Raw genomic sequence first — 17473 nt, 5'->3', positions numbered from 1 at the left:
GCGCCCACGACGAAATCGTAATCTGCCCGCAAGGTAACGGCGGAATGGCAGGGAACGCAGGATTAAGGCAAACCCTGATGTCGCGACATAACGTTAAGTTCCGCGACCGCACGATAAGCGCAAACGTTTCTCCCGGTGATATCGTCATCTCGCTACGTAGGGCAATTCAACATAAAAGAAGAAGAAAAATGTAGTCCGATTACGGTCCCGCAACGATGCGGGTTATCGCTCATGCAATCGGAAAGACAGGAGAGACACTGTGAGGAATGCGAAACAAATAGCCGTCGCGGTCGCGGGCGCATTGTGCGCGGGCTCGGTGGCGTACGCGGATCAAACCGCCGCCAGCAACACATGGGGCGCCAGCCCATTTTCGATTGTGTCGCAGTTCTTTGCCCATACTTCGGGCGCGGCGCAGCCGGTGGCCGACTGGAAAGGGAACGGCGATATCGCCGACCGGCGCGCGGCGGTGCTGGTATCCCAACTGACGCTCGACGAAAAAATTCAACTGGTTCACGGAACGGGCATGCCGACCATTGGTTTGGGCGGCCCCTTTCCCTCGTGGGTGCAAGGCGCCGGTTATATCCCTGGCATTAGTCGTTTGGGCATTCCCCCGCTGGCCACGGCGGATTCGGCTGGCGGCGTGAATGTCCAGAACGCCCACGCCACGGCATTGCCCGCGCCGATCGGGCTTGCGTCGAGCTGGGACGCGGCGCTCGCGGGAGCCTACGGCGCGCGTATCGCACGCGAGCTTCGCGTGCTCGGCTATGCGGAAGGGCTGGGCGGCGGCGTCAATCTCGCGCGTGAGCCGCGCGATGGCCGCACGTTCGAGTACATGGGCGAAGATCCCGTCCTGACCGGCACGATGAGCGCCGCGCGCACCATGGGAACGCAGTCGCAAAACGTGATCGCCACGGTGAAGCACTATGCGATGAACGACCAGGAAACGAACCGCATGACGAGCAATTCCGTGGTCGACGAGCGGACGATGCGGGAAACGGAGTTGCTCGCATTCGAAATCGCCGTGCGCGAGGGGCATCCTGGCAACGTGATGTGCTCGTACAACCTCGTCAACGGCGTCTACGCCTGCCAGAACCCGCTACTTCTCACGACCATCCTGAAGAACGAGTGGGGTTTCAAGGGCAAAGTTCAGTCGGACTGGACGGCCAACCATAGCACCGTCGCCTCCGCGATAGCGGGTCTCGACGAAGAGCAGCCAGGCGATCTCGGCGCGGCGGGAGCGGGCTTTGGCATTCAGTCTTATTTCAGCAGCGCGCTCAAGGCGGCGGTCCAGGCCGGCAGCGTTCCGGTTTCACGCCTGAATGACATGGTCTTTCGCAAGCTTCGCACCATGATCGCCCTTGGCATCATGGATCATCCACCCACGCCGGGCGGCTCGGTCGATCAGGCGGCAGGCAATCGCGACGCCCTGGCCGTGGCGCACGAATCGATAGTATTGCTGAAGAACAGCGCGGCGGCCGGCAGCAATCAGCCGGTCCTTCCGCTCGCCGCGGGTAGCCTGCACTCCATTGTGGTGATTGGAGGGCATGCCGATGTCGGCGTGATGTCGGGCGGCGGATCGGGAGGGGTGCCCGCGGCGGACGGCAATGCGGTATCGGGATGCCAGTCGGGCAATCCGCTGTTTTCGAGTTGCGCGACCTGGTACAAATCGTCGCCATACAATGCGATCAAGGCCAAGGCGCCTCAGGCGACGGTGACATACCTGGACGGCACGAACGCCACTGCCGCGGCCAGCGCAGCCGCTGGTGCCGACGTGGCGATCGTGTTCGCCACTCAGTGGGAGAGCGAAGGAACGGACCTCGCGAGCTTGTCCTTGCCGGACAACAAGGTGGACCCGAGCAATCAGCTTTACGACCAGAACGCGCTGATCAATGCCGTCGCCGCGAAGGCAAAGCGGGTCATCGTCGTGCTGGAGAACGGGAGTCCCGTCACGATGCCGTGGCTCGCCAGCGTTCACGGCGTAGTGGAAGCGTGGTATCCGGGTGTGCAAGGCGGGCAGGCGATTGCGGACATACTGTTCGGCGACGTGAACCCGTCCGCAAAGCTGCCGATCACATTCCCGCGCCAGGAAGCCGATCTGCCGCAGCCGACGATCGATCCCAACAATCTCAATGTCGTCTATAGCGAAGGACTCCTGATGGGATATCGCTGGTTCGACGCGAAAAACATCGACCCCTTGTTCCCCTTCGGCTACGGGCTTTCCTATACGACGTTCTCCTACTCGGGGCTCAGGACGCACGTGGATCGCGGCGGCAACGTGATCGCTTCGTTCACTGTCGCGAACACGGGCTCGCGCGCCGGCGCCGAAGTGGCCCAGGTGTACGCGACGCTGCCGCCGGGGTTGGGCGAGCCGCCGCAGCGCCTGGTGGGCTGGACGAAGGTCGCTTTGCGGCCGGGTCAATCGCAACAGGTGAATGTGGTCATTCCCGCGCGGCGCCTCGCGACGTGGAATGTCACGACGCACTCGTGGCAGGTGCATGGCGGAAGCTACGGGATCCGGGCCGCGTCGTCCTCGCGCGACACGAATGCGTTGTCCGAACGCGTGAGCGTTGTGGAGATGCACTAAGTGCAGAAGGCCTGGGCGCAGCAAGTGCCCAGGCCTCTTCGAAAGGGCGGTCGGTCCGTGGGGCGGCATTTTCGCCTGCCCTAAAGATTCTCGTCTAACGCCTCTTGTTTGCAAACCATGTAGCGCGGCGCGTTGCCCGACGAGGCTGTTTCGGCCCGGGCATTTTCCTCCAATCGACACGATTATCCGGAACCAGTTAATCTTGCTCGTGCAGATTATCTGGCAGAGGAGGCGTGCGTCGCTCATGGACACGACCGGGTTACATGCTTTCCTGCTGGATTTCCGCGCGCACTGGCGCGTTGCGCTGTCGCGCGCGCTGTGCTTTTTTGCGCTCTGGATAATCCTCATGCCGAGCGCCAAGCCGGCCGATATCGGTTTTGGGCTGATCGCGACCCTCGTTGCGACGCAGATGAGTCTGCGCCTGCTTCCTCCCGCGGCTGGCCGGGTACGTCTGGGCGCGCTGCTGATATTCGTGCCGCATTTCCTCGCGCAATCCGTATTGGCGGGTATCGACGTTGCGCGTCGCGCACTGCATCCGCGTCTGCCGCTGCAGCCCGGCATCGTGGTCTACCGCGTGGGATTTCCTCCAGGCATGGCGCGCAACGACTTCGCCATTGTCACCAGCCTGTTGCCGGGCTCGCTTCCTGTCGATGAAACTGAGGACGGGCTCGTTTATCACTGCCTCGACATCTCGCAGCCGATCATCGAGCAGTTGGCCGACGAAGAACGTCGCCTTGCTCGCGCGTTCACACACGGCGAACGTCATGGCTAACGTGCTCATTGCCTTTTCCGGACTGGTGTTGCTCATGGTTGCGGTGGGACTGCTGAGTGTGCTGCGCGGCCCCACGCGCGCCGATCGCATGATGGCGGCTCAGCTCTTCGGTACGGGCGGCATTGCGGTCTTGCTGCTGGTCGGCACGGCGAGCGGCGTGGAGGCCGTAGTGGATGTGGCGTTGACGCTCGCGGTGCTCGCGGCGTTCGCTTCGGCGGCCTTCGTGAAGGCTGACCGGCAAGTGTCAGTCGAGCCCATCGAGGATGATCGAACATGAAAACCGCCGCGGACATCTTCACGATCGTGGCCATGCTCGCCGGCATTTTCTTTTTTGTCGCCGGTACGGTGGGGCTGCTGCGGTTTCCGGACACCTACACGCGGCTCCATGCGCTGACCAAAGCCGATAATCTCGGCCTCGGCATGGTCGTTCTGGGACTTCTGCCGCAGTCAGGCCACGTCATGGTTGCGCTCAAGCTGATCGTGGTGTGGCTGCTGGTTCTTCTTACGTCGTCCGATGTATCGCAGCTCATCGCGCGAGCCGCGCGTCGGCAGGAGGAGGGCACGTGATCTTCGCCATCTCCGCGAGTATCGGCGTCCTGCTGCTTGCGCTTGCGCTCTGGACTGTCGTTGTGCGCGACACATTCGCGGCGGTGGCCGGGTTCATACCCTATGGCTTGCTGCTCACGCTGGCGTGGCTGGTGCTTCGCGCCGTGGACGTAGCGTTGACCGAAGCCGCAATCGGGGCCGGCCTGACCGGCGCGCTGTTGATTCGCGCGGCCACGCGCTTGCGCGCAACCGAAGCGTCAGCAGAGGCCGAAACGCCTGGCCGCTTGATGCGGGTTGCGGCCGCCGCTGTTTCTGCGGCGGTTGCGGCGGTTATCGCAGCGTGTCTGCTGCGCTTGCCGGACCCTGCGCCGACGCTCGCGCCCGAGGTTGCGCGGCATATCGCGGCGACGGGCGTTGGCAACCCGATTACTGCGGTCCTGCTGTCGTTTCGCGCGATCGACACGCTGCTCGAAGCCATTGCGCTGCTGTTTGGCGTAATCGGCGTCTGGTCGCTCGCGCCCGATCGCTACTGGGGCGGCAGGCCCGGCGTGGCGCAACGGGTGAGCCCCAACGACATTCTTGTGTATCTCGCGCGAGTCTTGCCGCCCGTTGGCGTGGTGATCGGCATCTACATTTTCTGGGTCGGCGCGGATCATCCGGGCGGCAAATTCCAGGGCGCGACGGTGATTGCCGCGATGTGGCTGCTCGTCATGATGTCGGGGCTGCGCGATGCGCCGGCAATCAGCAGCCGCGGGTTGCGCGCCGTGCTGGTTCTCGGCCCGGCGGTATTCATCGTCGTGGGCCTGCTTGGCGTGGCGATGGCGGATGCCTTTCTGGCTTACCCCGAGGGCTGGGCGAAACTGTGGATCATCGTTATCGAGGCCGCGCTGCTGCCTTCGCTCGCGGTGACGCTGGTGTTGCTGCTGATCGGGCCGCCGCAACGGCCGGAGGCGCGCATATGACCGTATTGCAGTTATTCGGCTTGACCGCCGCCGCGCTCGTAGGCCTCGGCCTGTATGGGCTGATAGTCAATCCGCAGCCCTTGCGCAAGGTGCTGGCGTTCAATCTGGTCGGAAACGGCGTGTTTCTCGCGTGCGCCGTCATCGCGCACCGTGGTGCCGCGGCTGGCATGTCTGGCGATCCGGTGCCGCAGGCGCTTTTGATTACGGCGATTGTCGTATCGTTTGCCGCTTCCGCGCTGGCCGTCGCGCTCATGTTGCAAAGATTCGCGCAAACCGGCTCGAACTCGCTTTCGGCCGAAGGCGATACCGCAATGAAGCCGGGCTCTCCCAACGTGGAGGGTTGATGGCACAGCAGCCGACAGCAGGCGGCCTGCTATTGGTGCTCGCCGTGTTGCTGCCTTTCGCAGGCATGCTGGCCGGCCTCATGTCCGGCGGTCGCCGGGGGCAACGCCTGGCATGGCTAACGATCGTGTGCGGCATCGGCATCGTGCTGGCCATTGCATATCGACTGCTCGTTTCGGGCGCCGCATTGCGTTATCCGCTCGGCGGCTGGCCGCCGCCGCTGGGTGTCATGCTGCGCGCAGACGGGCTCTCCGTGTGCATGCTGCTTGTGGTTGCCGTGGTCGTCGGGGCAGTGGCGATTTATGCCAACGGCGATTTCACCACCCCCGCTGGCGCGCGCGAAACTCGCGGCCCACTGGCATTCTGGCTGCTGTTGCTAGCGGTTTGGGGCGCGCTCAATCTGGTGTTTGTCAGCGGCGACGTCTTTACGCTTTACGTCGCGCTCGAACTGCTCACGTTTGCGGGCGTTCCTCTGGTATCGCTCGACGGCCGCGCCGAGACGTTGCAGGCCGCGCTGCGTTATCTACTGTTCGCGCTGATCGGTTCGATGTCCTATCTGTTGGGCGTTTTTCTGCTCTATGGCGCGTATGGCACGCTGGACATCGCGATGCTTGCGGGACACATCCGCGCAGAGCCGATCACGTGGGCGGCAGTGGCATTGATGACGGCGGGCATGCTCGCCAAAACCGCGTTGTTCCCGATGCATTTATGGTTGCCGCCCGCGCATGCCGGTGCGCCTGCCGCCGCGAGCGCGCTGCTTTCGGCATTGGTCATCAAGGGATCGTGGTTCGTGATCGTGCGGCTATGGGTGGACGTTTTTGCAGGCGTCGTGAATGGTTCTTTCGCGCAACTGCTTGCCGGCCTCGGGGCGGCGGCTATCGTTTTCGGCAACGTGGTGGCGCTGCGCCAGATACGGCTGAAGCTGTTGATCGCTTACTCGACCGTCGCGCAGATCGGCTATCTGTTCCTGTTCTTTCCGCTCGCCGTGCAGCACGATGGTTCGCGCGCCGTCACGGGCGGCCTTTTGCAGGCCATTTCGCATGCAAGCGCAAAAGCGGCCATGTTCCTCGCCGCGGGTCTGATCTATGCCACGTTGGGACATGACCGTATCGCGGACCTGCGCGGCGCCGCGCGCAGCTTGCCGATGACGGTGACGGCGTTCGCACTCGCCGGCGCGACGCTGATCGGCTTGCCGCCTTCCGGGGGCTTTCTGGCCAAGTGGCTGCTGATTTCAGCGGCGTTGGAGACAGGCCAATGGTGGTGGGCGCTGGTGATGCTGCTTGGCGGATTGCTCACGAGCATCTACGTATTCATGGTGGTCGTGCGCGCGATGGAGCCGGCCGCGCCCGACTGGTCGCCGAAAAAGCAGGTGCCCCGTTATCAGCAGATAGTCGTGCTCGCTCTCGCAATCTGCTCTTTCCTGCTGGGTCTCGCTGTGTTTCTGCCTGTCGACGTAGCGCAGATCGGCCGCTCGACGCTGCCATTGGCGGGGGCGCCATGAACGTTTCTCAGGCATTGATCGCCGCTGCCTTGGGCCTGCCGTTGCTGATGTTGCTGCTTTGTGCGTTCGGGCGTCTGCGCACGCGGTTTTCCTCGTGGTTTGCAATCGCGCCGCTGCCCGCATTGATGGCGGCAGTGGGCGCGGATCAGAGCGTCACGCTAACGCTCGGTCACAGCCGATTTGCGCTGTATTTTGGGCTCGATTTGCCCGGCGCGATATTGCTTGGGACGGCGTCCGTGCTCTGGTTATTCTCGGGAATCTTTGCAGCGCGGTCGTTGCGTGTGCAACGGGATACCGGCGGGTTCGTCGTCTGCTGGTTCATGACCATGACCGGATGTATTGGCGTGTTTCTCGCCGCCGACGTTGTGGGTTTTTACCTCATGCTTGCCGTGTTGAGCGTCGGGGCGAGCGGCCTGGTGCTTCAGGGACGAGGACCCGGCGCACGCTACGCAAGCGCGCTTTACCTTGGCGTTGCGCTGCTCGCAGAGGCCTTTTTGCTGGGAGGGCTCATTCTGCTGGTGCAGGCCACGCCCGGAAACAGCCTGCTTATTCGCGACGCTGCTGCGGCGTTGCCGAATTCCCCGTGGCGGGACGCGACGCTGCTATTGCTGCTTATCGGCCTAGGCATGAAGGCGGGGCTCGTGCCGCTGCATTTCTGGATGCCCTATGCGTATGGAGCGGCGCCGACGCCTGCGGCAGCGGTATTGAGCGGCGCGGTGGTCAAGGCCAGTGTGATCGCATTGATTCGCTTTCTGCCATTTGCATTCGATCATGCGCTGCCGCACTTTGGCATACCCCTCGCGGCAGTGGGAATATTCGGTGCGTTTTACGGAGTGGCGATTGGCATCACGCAGTCTCGGCCGAAAGTGATTCTTGCGTACTCAAGCGTCAGTCAGATGGGGTTTATCGCTATGGTGACCGGCATGGGGCTGGCCGCCGGGGACGCGAGTACGGTCACGGTGGTTGCTTTCTATGCCGCGCATCATCTACTGGTAAAAGGCACGCTGTTTCTGGCGGTGGGCGTAGTTGCACTAACCGGGGCGAGATCGCTTCGATCGGTGCAGTGGCTCACGGCAGTCATCGCGCTCGGTCTCGGCGGATTGCCGCTCACAGGCGGCGCACTGGCTAAATATGCTGCCAAGAATCTATTGAGCGGCGAACTGGCAGGCTCGCTCGCTGTGGCGTCTTCGGTTGCGACCACGCTGCTGATGCTGCATTTCGTGCGCTGCCTCGGCGGCTCGGCATCGGCTGATACCGATGCTCGCCCGCCCGCGCCGCTCACAGCGTCATGGCTGGCGATGGTCGCGCTCTCGCTGATCGTGCCTTGGACGTTGTACCTTCATATCCCCATTGGTTCGCTACCCGAGGCCGTTGCGCCTGCGACGCTTTGGTCGGCACTCTGGCCAGTGCTTGCAGGCTCAGTGCTTGCCATTGGATGGGATCGATACAGAACGAAGATGCCGACCGTGCCACCCGGAGATGTGGGTGGTCTGCTACACGAAGTGCAGCGAGCTGGCACGGCGGCCGTGTGGTTCGCTACGCGTACGGATGCGGTGATGCGGCGATGGCCGGTGTCCTGTCTGACGCTCCTGATCACCGCGCTGTTGCTCGGCGGTCTGCTGGCGATAGCGGGCTGACGAAGGCGGCACGGGCGAGCACGCCTTGCGCGCGTAAAAACGTGAATTCGCCCGCTCGCCTCGCAGTTGGTCGATTTGCGGAACGTCGCGTTACTGCGTGCCTGCAACGATCTTCGCGATCTTCCAGTTGCTTCTCGTGACCAGCACGTAGTCGCCATTTACCCCGAGCCATTGTTGCCCGCGTGCTGGCGCATCGAGGCTATGCGATTTCCAGTCGTTCATGACGAAGTTGTAATGCCTGTACTTCGACGGCACCTGCTGGCCTTCATGCCAGTCGCGATGCGGCATGGTCGGCATGACTTGCTGGCGTCCCGTTCCCTGGCTTTGGTCACCCGCGGGTGTGCCTTGCGCCAGTGCGGACGACGAAATACCGACGATCAGTGCAGCGACGACAGAGAGAACAAGTTGGCTTTTCATTTTCCAATCTCCTTTGAAGGCGGGCTGCTGATTACCTGACCCGAAGCCATAGAGGGCTCTGGTCACGCCAGTTAAACAAATAATATAAAGGGTAGTCCGAGTGCAAGAACTTTTCATTTCAACTCAACAGATTTCATTAAGTGGATGTTAATTCACATTTGTTTTCATTGAAGAGCACTCAGACCGAAAAACCGTGCGATAACCTCTCGTCTACGCGCTATGCATTGGCTTGAAAAAAATCTTCCGCCGTGGAAGGACGGGATATGGTTGATCGCGCAACCAGTAAAGCAGTGTCAGGCAAGCGCGATTTCGCGTTCTATATGTAACAGCGATCGCAAATCTGCCATCCGGCGAACGATTTGAGCGATACAAGGAGGGCGGGCGATTCGATTGGCGTTCCGCCAATGGAGCGAACGTTGTCAAACGTATCGTCGGCGATAAGGACATACTGATCGATGCCATGTTCGAGAGCGTGCGCAACGCGAATGAACGGCGGACAATCGTGTCGTTCACTTTGGAGGCGAGCAACGTGAAGACTTCCCGCTTGCTGCTGGGCAGCGTCGCGCTCTTTGCGCTCGGCGCGGTGTTGCAAATCGTGTGGCCTCTCACGCAAGCGGCTTCTTACCATCACTTCGCGGACGAGCGTTCGCTCGGCGCGCTCCCCAACGCCTCGGACGTGCTGTCGAACCTGGTGATTCTGGCGGCGGGCATCGCGAACCTCGGATGGGTCGTCCGACGCATGTCGCAACGGCCTCTTCAGCTCCCTGGAATGCTGGCCGCCGCGATCGGGCTGATCCTGACCGCATTTGGATCAGCGTGGTATCACGCGGCGCCCAGCGACGCGACCCTCGTGTGGGACCGTTTGCCGATGACGATCGTATTCGCGGGAATTCTCGCGATGCTCTGGACGTCGGTAAGCGGCATGCGGGTGGGATGGCTACAGTTGCTGATACTCGTCGCCGTTTCGGTAGGAACGGTTGGGTACTGGATGGCGTTCGAGAGCCTTTGGCCGTATGCGATTCTGCAGTTCGGCGGACTCGCGGTCATCGTCGTCATGACAGTTTTCCGTAAGGTCGAAGGGTTGGGCGGGTGGGTCATGCTGATCGTCTTCTACGCAATTGCAAAGGCCTTCGAAAGCCTGGACTGGCAGATTTGGGCGCTGTCGCATCACCTGTTGGCGGGTCACGCTCTCAAGCATGTCGCGAGCGGTTTGGCCGGCTTTGCGCTACTCGCCGTGGCCAACGCCTCGCGCTCAACCGCCGCTGCCAGCATGCCCTGGCGGAATGCGTGAATCCCCCCCGAATGGGGGGCTCCATTGTCGCGGCGCGGAATCTACTCTGACCTCAAGAAGTTCACAATCAATGCGCGTATTCCGAAGCGCAGCAATCGCCGATCTCTTGAGGAGGAAGCGAGGTGATGCATGAATATCCTGTTAGTGGAATCTGACCCGGAACTGGCTTCGGCGGCGCAAAGCGCGCTGCTGGACTCGGGGCACAGCGTCAGCACGGTATCTTGCGGGGAAAGCGCCGTTTCTTTTCTCAAGGCCAATGGGATCGACCTCGTCGTGCTGGATCTTCAATTACCGGACGTTACCGGCTTCGATATCCTGAACTGGATCCGGTTTAATCTGAGTTACGAACCGGCGGTACTCTGTTTAACGAGCAAGGGCGTTGAAGCTGAGATTGTTCGGGCATTGGAGGCCGGCGCCGATGAGTATGTAATCAAGCCATTTGGGGAAAGCGAACTGGCTTCGCGAGTTGCCGCACTATTGCACCGTACGAAGCGCAATGAAAAACCTGCGAGTACTATATCGCTTGGACACTATGTGATCGATACCATTCGGCAGTCCGTCACGCTTCGCGGAAATGCCGTGGAATTGACGACAAAGGAATTTTCGATCGTCGCATGCATTTTCACAAATGCCGGGCGGCTGGTTCCAAGAGATTTTCTGGTGAAGTTTGCATGGGGCCGTGAATTGCAAAGCACCTCCCGAACCGTGGACACCCATATCTATCGGCTCAGGAAAAAGCTCGCGCTAGGGCCCGAGAATGGGGTACGGCTGAGTACCGTGTATACCCATGGATACAGACTGGACGCCGTGGACGCGACTGCCGGGAATCCTGACTTCGCCGACATTCCAGCGGCCGCGGTAATTCGAAAAATGGATGAGGGCGCACTGGAATTCGTCGACGAAACGATGAGCAGCTCGAAATGAATCACGGGGTTCGGCCGACCTGAATTGCGAATTCGAAGCGCATAAAATCGAGCAGCAGGAAATCAACCATGTCTGCAAACATTAAGAGCGAATTTTGACGATCCGCTCGATCAGCCATCTAAACAGACACTTTTCTTTCTCCCGGTATACTTGACTCGATGACTCCCGGCCGGGCGCGGCAGGATGAAGGACGGCACAATGTGTAAGGACACGCCCAACGCGTAGCGTTCAGGCAGCGGTCACAACGGATCCGGCCTGTCGTCGCCTTTTCGTGACCAACCGGACGGGCCCGACGAACCTGAGAGGAGGCGCCACGAGACACACGAACCCAGTACCGAAGTCACCCGATCGCCGCCGCCCGATGCATTCAGCGGCGTCCTGCTGGAGAACATAACTTCCCGGAGTTTGTGATGGCACTCAAACCACATTGGAAAGCGTTGTTATCTCTATCATTCGTGTCGCTTGTGACGTTGGGGAATGTCGCGCATGCGCAAAGCATTCCAATCGTCACGGGTCAGCAATGGATGGCCTCTTCGGAAGCGGAAAAGAAAGCGTATCTTGTGGGCATTTCCAATCTGCTCGACGTCGAGCGCGCCTATGCCGGAGGCGCGGCGAACAAGGAGGACATCGCGCCGCGGTTCGGCAGAGGCATGCAGGGCCAAACACTCGACAGCGTGCGCCAAAGTCTGGATAACTATTACGCCAGCAACCCCACACTCATCCAGCACCCGGTGATTGAGACCCTTTGGTTCCAGGTAGTCGTGCCAGGTATGAATAAAGGTCAATGAGGGCGAACATCATGAAACGACTGGGATGGATCATAAGCATTGCTGGTCTCGTTGCCATGACGGGTTGCACGAATATGACGCCTCGTGAGCAGGGGACGGTGAGTGGCGCGGCACTCGGTGCGGCCGGCGGTGCCGGCATAGCGGCGATTGCAGGTGGAGATGCGTGGACCGGTGCGCTTATCGGCGGCGCGGCGGGCGGTGTGGCCGGCAACATACGGGGTGGCCGCCAGTAGGCGTGGCCGGCTACTGTGCTGGTGAGCCGGACGGCCCGGGAGGGCGTCCGGCTGTTCGAATTTGCATCGTGTCTCGATCGGATGGGTCGCGAAAAGCGTTGCTGTGCCCGTTCATCGTCGCGACTCTCGTCGACGCCAGAAGTGTATCGGAGCGTTTGAACAAGACGACTGCCAGCGCTAAATGCAACCTTCACCAAGAGAACGCGAATGTTCCGCACGTCACTGAAGGTCATCAAGATCGGTCTATTCATTGTCGTTTTGCTGATGGTGCTCGCGCTCGGGCTACGTGCCTGGTATTCTCAGCGCGGTCCTGATCTTTCGGTCTGGCATACCTACGTACCGCGCGAAATGACGGTCGAAGAAATGGATGCCGGGGACTGGAATGACTACATGAAGGCTGAAGCGCGAATATTCGAGGATGTGCGCGTCAATGTCGTCGAAAAGTTGAAGCCGTCCGAACGCATTCCGACGAACCGTTACTACGAGGGCGCGCCGATCTATCCGGGGCACTTCGCGGAGGACTGGAACCATTCGTACATTCTTGAGCCGGCGGGTCCGCCGGTCGGTGCGGTGGTGTTGTTGCACGGCATGACGGATTCCCCGTACAGTCTGCGCCATATCGCGCGCCACTATCGCGACCGTGGCTTCGTTGCGATCGGAATCCGCTTGCCGGGTCACGGCACCGTGCCAGCCGGCTTGACCGACGTGCACTGGCAAGATTGGGCCGCGGCAACGAGGCTTGCGGTACGAGAGGCGCGTCGGCGTGTGGGTCCCGACAAGCCGCTGGAACTGGTAGGTTTTTCGAACGGCGGTGCGCTCGCGTTGCAATACGCGCTCGATGCGATTGAGAATCCCAAACTAACTCGTCCGAGCCGGGTCATTCTGATCTCGCCCATGATCGGCGTGACGCGTTATGCCCGCTTTGCGGGGCTCGCCGGATTGCCTGCAATATTGCCGGCCTTCGCGCGGGCAGCGTGGCTAGGCATCATACCGGAGTTCAATCCGTTCAAATACAACTCATTTCCGGTGAGTGCAGCTCGTCAATCGTATTTATTGACCTCCGTTATTCAGGAGCAGATTGCGAGGCTCGAGCAGGAGAATCGACTTGACGGTCTGCCGCCAATCCTGACATTCCAGTCCGTGACTGATTTCACAGTCAGTACGCCGGCAGTCATGTCTTCTCTCTATGACAGGCTGCCCGAGAACGGCAGCGAGGTCGTGTTGTTCGACGTGAACCGCAGCGTGCGGTTCAGGACTTTCCTGCGTGTCGCGTCGTACACGGCGCTCGCCCGGCTGCTACGAATCGGTCCGCAAAACTATCGCACGACAGTCGTTGCCAATGCGTCGCCTGATTCGCCGCACACTGTCGAGCGTAGCGTTTATGCCGGTGAAGTACAAACGCAAGTCAAGCCATTGGATATCGACTATCCGCAGGACATTTTTTCGCTGTCTCACGTTGCGATTCCGTTCCCGATTACTGATTCGCTCTACGGCATCGCGCCCGATGATTCAGAGAACTTCAACGAACATCTCGGCACGCTGGCACCACGCGGCGAGCGGGGCACGCTGATACTGACGCTCGACTCGATGTTCCGGATTGCGTCGAATCCGTTCTTTCCTTATCTATTGCAGCGGATCGATGAGGGCATTGGAAAAATGCCGCCCCCGTCCGTCAAGTCGCCCAAGCGCTCGCATGAAACCGCTGCGGGAAATGCCGACAATTTCGCCGATGACCTGAGCGAGCTTGAGCAGGTTGGGGCGGAAGAACCTTAGGAGAGAACGTGAAAAATGACTGCATGCGTCGAATCATCGGTGCCGTGCTGTCGGTTGTTATCGCAACCAGCGCGACCTATGTGAGCGCACAGACCAGCGCGAGTCCTGCTGCCGATGTATCCGCACAACCGGGAACAGCAGCGGTACCCCAGCACCGACGCAGGTCCGATAGTGCGCTGGCTAATGATGTCCGCCGCGCGCTCGTGCGGACATCGGGACTGAATTCCATGAATATTCAGGTTCGGGTCCGCGGCGGCATCGTTACGCTAACGGGGTGGGTGCCGGAGCGATCGCAGATCAATCGGGCTACCCGTGCGGCGTGGTCAGTTCGCGGCGTGAGGTCGGTATCGAATCAGTTGGCGGTGCGAACGAATCGCATGAGCGGCCGCTGAGCGGTTTCGATAGCAGTCCATCCCGGCCGATATTTACTGCCCGGTGGCGCGAATGCGCTGGCCCGGCGTGCCTTGTCGTTCGCCATCGTCCAACGTTGCGGCCTTTGAGCCAAGCCCAAGAACACGTTGAACCGCTTCGATCCGCGAATTGACGTTGAGTTTTTCGAAGATATTCTTCAAGTGCCATTTGACTGTCTCGGGCGCCAGTTTCAACGTACGGCCGATTTCCTTGTTCGACAAGCCGCGCGCCACGTGGTTGAGTACCTCAAGTTCCCTCGCGCTCAGAATTTCGGACGACTCGACAGGGTGCGCCCCCGCCTTGTTTGTCCGCGCTGGCGAGGCGTCGTTTGCGTCGAAAGCGGCCAGTAACTTATCGACGTAGGCTGAATGGGCGGAAGCGCCACGCACCGAAGTATGGCGAAACCGCTTCAATAATGCGCGGATCGCGGGTCCTTCATCGACGAAACTGTTGACCATCCGAATCGCCTCGCCGATGCGAAGCGCGCGTTCGAGCACGACAATCGCTTCTTTAGACGCGCCGTATTGTTCGAATGCGCGAGATAACACCACGGAAATTTGTGCTTCGAGAGAGCGCCAGCCCTTGCTTGTAACAAGATCGAGCGCTCCCGACAGAATCACGGTCGCCTGTTCGGCGGCGTTTTCGGCGATCAATACTCGCGCCTGCAGGAGGCAATAGTTTGTCCAGGTATCGACGGCCGATCCTGCACGCCCTTCGCATAGCGCGGGCACACGCCTGGCAAGTCCGTCCGCGAGCCGCCGCGCCTCCACAACGTTGCCACTATTAATAAGGAGTCTTACGGTTTCGGCGTCGCAGGCGAGCCTGAGCCGGAGCCAGCCGCGCGTGATCGCTATCTGCCGGCCATCTTCGAGAACGGCAAGTGCGGCCCCTCGTTCCCCGTCTCGCCACGAAAGCCGTGCGGCGGAGAGGACATATCGCACAAGTCCGCCCACCGGGCAGGACTGCAGTGCGATGGACGTTCGCCCGGCAATCATCTTGTGCGCTTTGGGCAACTCATTGGATTCGTAATAGATCGACGCCAGGCAGCCCGCGACGCCAACCGCACAGCTTGACAATGGACCGAGGAAATCTTCGGCACGCGCGAGCGTTCCCTCGAATGTTCGGCGTGCTTCGCATATCTCGCCATATACCAGCGCAGCAAGACCGTACATCGCGTGCCGGATTAAATCCGAGTAGATTGGCTCGGGAACATGCCGGGTTTGGTGATCGGCCAGTTCCCAGGCTCGGCGAATCTGATCGAACGTTCCGTGATAGAGCAACCCGAAGAATTGCGAGGCTTGTGCGTAGCGCTTTACCCACGGCGCGCCAGACACGGTGTTGGCCAACGCGAGATTCCCAAGTTCAAGCGAACTTTCGCTGTCGTCGCCAAGTCCCGCCACGAGGGAGCGGACCGCATAGACTTCTGCCAGCGTAGCCTCGTCGACCTTCACGCTATTGTCGAGTCGCATCCGGTTGATATCTTCAGCAACCGCGCTTACGTATTTCGCGGCCGGCACGATTTGCAGCGAAAAGACCAGCGCCCACGCTTTCGCCAGCCGCAGGCGCAATCGCCCCTGGATGGCATCGGCCGGAAGCCTCGCGATCCAGGCCAGCAACGTGTGCGGATCCCCGCGCTCCAGCATTTCCATCGCACAGTTTTCGACCCACAATGCCGCCTGTTCGAGATCGCCGGCGGCGAGCGCGTGTCTTACCGCCTCAGGCCAGAGATGGGCCTCGGCAAACCACTGGCTTGCGCGACGATGCAATCGCGGCACCTCTTGCGGCGTCTGACGCTTGAGGCGCCGTTGCAATGCGTCGGACAGCAGGGCGTGATAGCGATACCAGGACGTTTCCTCGTCGAGCGGCCGGATAAATATGTTGTGCTGATCAAGCCAGTGGAGCGTGACGCCTCCCGAATCGTGCCCCGTGATCGCATCGCACACGGCCGGCCCGAGCCGTTCGAGAATCGAAGTGGAAAGGAGGAATTCCAGAATGGGCTTCGGCAGGTGGGACAGAACCGTATCGTCGAGGTAGCGATCGATTCCGTAGCCGGCGCCTCGAAGGTTATTGACGACCTTGGCTGCATCTCCCACTCGGTCCAATGCAATAGAGGCCAACTGCAATCCCGCGACCCATCCTTCGGTCGCTTCATTCAGTAACTCCACGTGGGGACGGTCGAGGGGCAGGGTAGCGGTACGTTCGAGAAACGCCTTCGCCTCGTTCACTGAAAAGCGGAGATCGTCCGCGCCGAGACGGGTCAGCTTGTCTGGCGCCTTTAACTGATTAAGTGACAAGGGTGGCTCCGCACGCGCGCCGAGCAATATGTGCATGTTTTCGGGCGCGTAGCGCAGCAGCAGAGACACGATCGCGAGAACGGGCTTCGCGCTAAGGCGATCGACGTCATCGAGCACGAGGAAAACAAAGCGATCCGATGCGGCAATACCGTTCAACAGCACGGAAATCACCGTTCTGATCGGAGTCAGCGGGTCGCTATTCAGGATTTGTTGGGCTTGCCGCGCGATCTCTTCCGATGCGCGAAAGAGCGCGGCCACCAGATAGGCGCCGAACTGTTGCGCGTCGTCGTCTTCCCGATCGATGCTGAGCCACGCAACGATATGGTCTTGATCGGCAATTGCCTGGCTCCATTGGGCAAGCAATGTCGTCTTTCCGAATCCCGCTGGTGCCGTGACGAGGGTGACGCTTTGAGCTGGCCGCTTGCCGAGTCGTTCGAGCAACGCTGGCCTTTGCACGCAGGCCGCCGGGAGGCGCGGCGGGCACATTTTGGTGCGAATGAGCGATACGTTCCATTGGCGAGCGCTACTGGCTGATGAGGCTTCCATGATCACTCATACCCCTGAGGTTTCCATCCGGAAGCGCAGGCGACTTCCGAGGGTTGCCTTTCCAAGTTGTGCGTCGAAATCTACGGGTCCGTGCTCCGTGAATAATTGTAAATTGTGGCAATAAGTGACGTCTACCGCAAGTTCACGGGAAAGGGGCGATTTCGGGCGGATAGGAGCTGGCTTAGCCAGGCACGGTGAGCGAAATTTGCAGGAGTTTTTTAATGCATTTCCAAATAATATAGATGGAATTTAATAAGACGTTTTTCCAGTAATTTTTATGAAAATATTTGAAGTGGTTTTATTTTAAATATCGCTCTTGAACAGCATTTTTTGCTGCCTGGACATTCGAGCTTAGCTATGCGGGTATTTGAACTTAGCCAGTAAATGTCATGACCAGATGGAGATGTCGTCCTGTCAGCCAGACGGTCCAGCTCGCTAGTCAGAACGCGACA

General features: G+C 60.4%; 16 protein-coding genes. 14 read left to right on the top strand and 2 right to left on the bottom strand.

Annotated features, from left to right (window positions below; all coding sequences use genetic code 11):
- The first annotated feature begins 418 nt into the window (after positions 1-418).
- The 8 genes from U5768_RS04210 to U5768_RS04175 all read left to right on the top strand — a co-directional run bounded on the left by U5768_RS04210 (position 419) and on the right by U5768_RS04175 (position 8344).
- Positions 419-2584, top strand: a complete 2166-nt coding sequence (locus tag U5768_RS04210; protein ID WP_322029570.1) for a beta-glucosidase family protein — start codon at positions 419-421, stop codon at positions 2582-2584.
- A gap of 244 nt (positions 2585-2828) precedes the next feature.
- Entirely contained in the window at positions 2829-3356 is a 528-nt protein-coding gene (locus tag U5768_RS04205) for a Na+/H+ antiporter subunit E (protein WP_322029127.1), read from the top strand.
- Positions 3349-3633, top strand: a complete 285-nt coding sequence (locus U5768_RS04200; protein ID WP_322029126.1) for a monovalent cation/H+ antiporter complex subunit F — start codon at positions 3349-3351, stop codon at positions 3631-3633. The genes U5768_RS04205 and U5768_RS04200 overlap by 8 nt, the downstream gene beginning before the upstream one ends.
- Positions 3630-3923, top strand: coding sequence for a monovalent cation/H(+) antiporter subunit G (mnhG, locus tag U5768_RS04195; protein ID WP_322029125.1), 294 nt, complete (start codon positions 3630-3632; stop codon positions 3921-3923). The genes U5768_RS04200 and mnhG overlap by 4 nt, the downstream gene beginning before the upstream one ends.
- The gene (locus U5768_RS04190; protein ID WP_322029124.1) at positions 3920-4864 is read left to right on the top strand and encodes a hydrogenase subunit MbhD domain-containing protein; all 945 of its coding nucleotides are present in this window, start codon (positions 3920-3922) and stop codon (positions 4862-4864) included. Before mnhG ends, U5768_RS04190 begins: the two co-directional genes overlap by 4 nt.
- Positions 4861-5208 (top strand): NADH-quinone oxidoreductase subunit K, encoded by a 348-nt coding sequence (locus tag U5768_RS04185; protein ID WP_322029123.1) that lies wholly within the window; start codon positions 4861-4863, stop codon positions 5206-5208. The genes U5768_RS04190 and U5768_RS04185 overlap by 4 nt, the downstream gene beginning before the upstream one ends.
- On the top strand, positions 5208-6707 hold the full coding sequence (locus U5768_RS04180; protein ID WP_322029122.1) for a complex I subunit 5 family protein: 1500 nt from the start codon (positions 5208-5210) through the stop codon (positions 6705-6707). The genes U5768_RS04185 and U5768_RS04180 overlap by 1 nt, the downstream gene beginning before the upstream one ends.
- A complete protein-coding gene (locus tag U5768_RS04175; RefSeq protein WP_322029121.1) occupies positions 6704-8344 on the top strand; it encodes a complex I subunit 5 family protein in 1641 nt (546 codons plus the stop codon). The genes U5768_RS04180 and U5768_RS04175 overlap by 4 nt, the downstream gene beginning before the upstream one ends.
- A gap of 90 nt (positions 8345-8434) precedes the next feature.
- Here U5768_RS04175 and U5768_RS04170 read toward each other — a convergent pair whose 3' ends face one another.
- Positions 8435-8761 carry an RcnB family protein gene (locus U5768_RS04170; RefSeq protein WP_322029120.1) on the bottom strand — a complete coding sequence of 109 codons (327 nt, stop codon included), beginning with the start codon at positions 8759-8761 and terminating at the stop codon, positions 8435-8437.
- Positions 8762-9221: 460 nt separating this feature from the next.
- On the opposite strand from U5768_RS04170, the gene U5768_RS04165 reads away from it, so the two are divergent.
- The 6 genes from U5768_RS04165 to U5768_RS04140 all read left to right on the top strand — a co-directional run bounded on the left by U5768_RS04165 (position 9222) and on the right by U5768_RS04140 (position 14162).
- On the top strand, positions 9222-10052 hold the full coding sequence (locus tag U5768_RS04165) for a hypothetical protein (RefSeq protein ID WP_322029119.1): 831 nt from the start codon (positions 9222-9224) through the stop codon (positions 10050-10052).
- A 129-nt stretch (positions 10053-10181) separates the two neighbouring features.
- Positions 10182-10976 (top strand): response regulator transcription factor, encoded by a 795-nt coding sequence (locus tag U5768_RS04160; RefSeq protein WP_322029118.1) that lies wholly within the window; start codon positions 10182-10184, stop codon positions 10974-10976.
- 410 nt (positions 10977-11386) lie between these two features.
- Positions 11387-11764: a hypothetical protein gene (locus tag U5768_RS04155; protein ID WP_322029117.1), complete on the top strand. Its 378-nt coding sequence runs from the start codon at positions 11387-11389 to the stop codon at positions 11762-11764.
- Between the two features lie 11 nt (positions 11765-11775).
- Positions 11776-11997 (top strand): hypothetical protein, encoded by a 222-nt coding sequence (locus U5768_RS04150; RefSeq protein ID WP_322029116.1) that lies wholly within the window; start codon positions 11776-11778, stop codon positions 11995-11997.
- 207 nt (positions 11998-12204) lie between these two features.
- Positions 12205-13770, top strand: coding sequence for an alpha/beta hydrolase (locus U5768_RS04145; protein WP_322029115.1), 1566 nt, complete (start codon positions 12205-12207; stop codon positions 13768-13770).
- Between the two features lie 23 nt (positions 13771-13793).
- Positions 13794-14162: a BON domain-containing protein gene (locus U5768_RS04140; protein WP_322029569.1), complete on the top strand. Its 369-nt coding sequence runs from the start codon at positions 13794-13796 to the stop codon at positions 14160-14162.
- 33 nt (positions 14163-14195) lie between these two features.
- On the opposite strand, the gene U5768_RS04135 is transcribed toward U5768_RS04140, so the two are convergent.
- Complete coding sequence (locus U5768_RS04135) at positions 14196-17021, bottom strand: LuxR C-terminal-related transcriptional regulator (protein ID WP_322029114.1); 2826 nt, start codon at positions 17019-17021, stop codon at positions 14196-14198.
- Positions 17022-17473 lie beyond the last annotated feature (452 nt).

The organism is Paraburkholderia sp. J76 (assembly GCF_905220295.1).
Lineage (GTDB): Bacteria > Pseudomonadota > Gammaproteobacteria > Burkholderiales > Burkholderiaceae > Paraburkholderia.
This window is presented reverse-complemented; position numbering and strand designations above follow the sequence as displayed.

Excerpts from the sequence above, each read along its gene's own strand:
- mnhG (WP_322029125.1), top strand. The coding sequence starts at position 3,630 with ATGAAAACCGCCGCGGACATCTTCACGATCGTGGCCATGCTCGCCGGC.
- U5768_RS04135 (WP_322029114.1), bottom strand. The coding sequence starts at position 17,021 with ATGGAAGCCTCATCAGCCAGTAGCGCTCGCCAATGGAACGTATCGCTC.
- U5768_RS04185 (WP_322029123.1), top strand. The coding sequence starts at position 4,861 with ATGACCGTATTGCAGTTATTCGGCTTGACCGCCGCCGCGCTCGTAGGC.
- U5768_RS04155 (WP_322029117.1), top strand. The coding sequence starts at position 11,387 with ATGGCACTCAAACCACATTGGAAAGCGTTGTTATCTCTATCATTCGTG.
- U5768_RS04180 (WP_322029122.1), top strand. The coding sequence starts at position 5,208 with ATGGCACAGCAGCCGACAGCAGGCGGCCTGCTATTGGTGCTCGCCGTG.
- U5768_RS04175 (WP_322029121.1), top strand. The coding sequence starts at position 6,704 with ATGAACGTTTCTCAGGCATTGATCGCCGCTGCCTTGGGCCTGCCGTTG.
- U5768_RS04145 (WP_322029115.1), top strand. The coding sequence starts at position 12,205 with ATGTTCCGCACGTCACTGAAGGTCATCAAGATCGGTCTATTCATTGTC.
- U5768_RS04140 (WP_322029569.1), top strand. The coding sequence starts at position 13,794 with ATGCGTCGAATCATCGGTGCCGTGCTGTCGGTTGTTATCGCAACCAGC.
- U5768_RS04165 (WP_322029119.1), top strand. The coding sequence starts at position 9,222 with ATGTTCGAGAGCGTGCGCAACGCGAATGAACGGCGGACAATCGTGTCG.
- U5768_RS04205 (WP_322029127.1), top strand. The coding sequence starts at position 2,829 with ATGGACACGACCGGGTTACATGCTTTCCTGCTGGATTTCCGCGCGCAC.
- U5768_RS04150 (WP_322029116.1), top strand. The coding sequence starts at position 11,776 with ATGAAACGACTGGGATGGATCATAAGCATTGCTGGTCTCGTTGCCATG.
- U5768_RS04170 (WP_322029120.1), bottom strand. The coding sequence starts at position 8,761 with ATGAAAAGCCAACTTGTTCTCTCTGTCGTCGCTGCACTGATCGTCGGT.
- U5768_RS04160 (WP_322029118.1), top strand. The coding sequence starts at position 10,182 with ATGAATATCCTGTTAGTGGAATCTGACCCGGAACTGGCTTCGGCGGCG.
- U5768_RS04200 (WP_322029126.1), top strand. The coding sequence starts at position 3,349 with ATGGCTAACGTGCTCATTGCCTTTTCCGGACTGGTGTTGCTCATGGTT.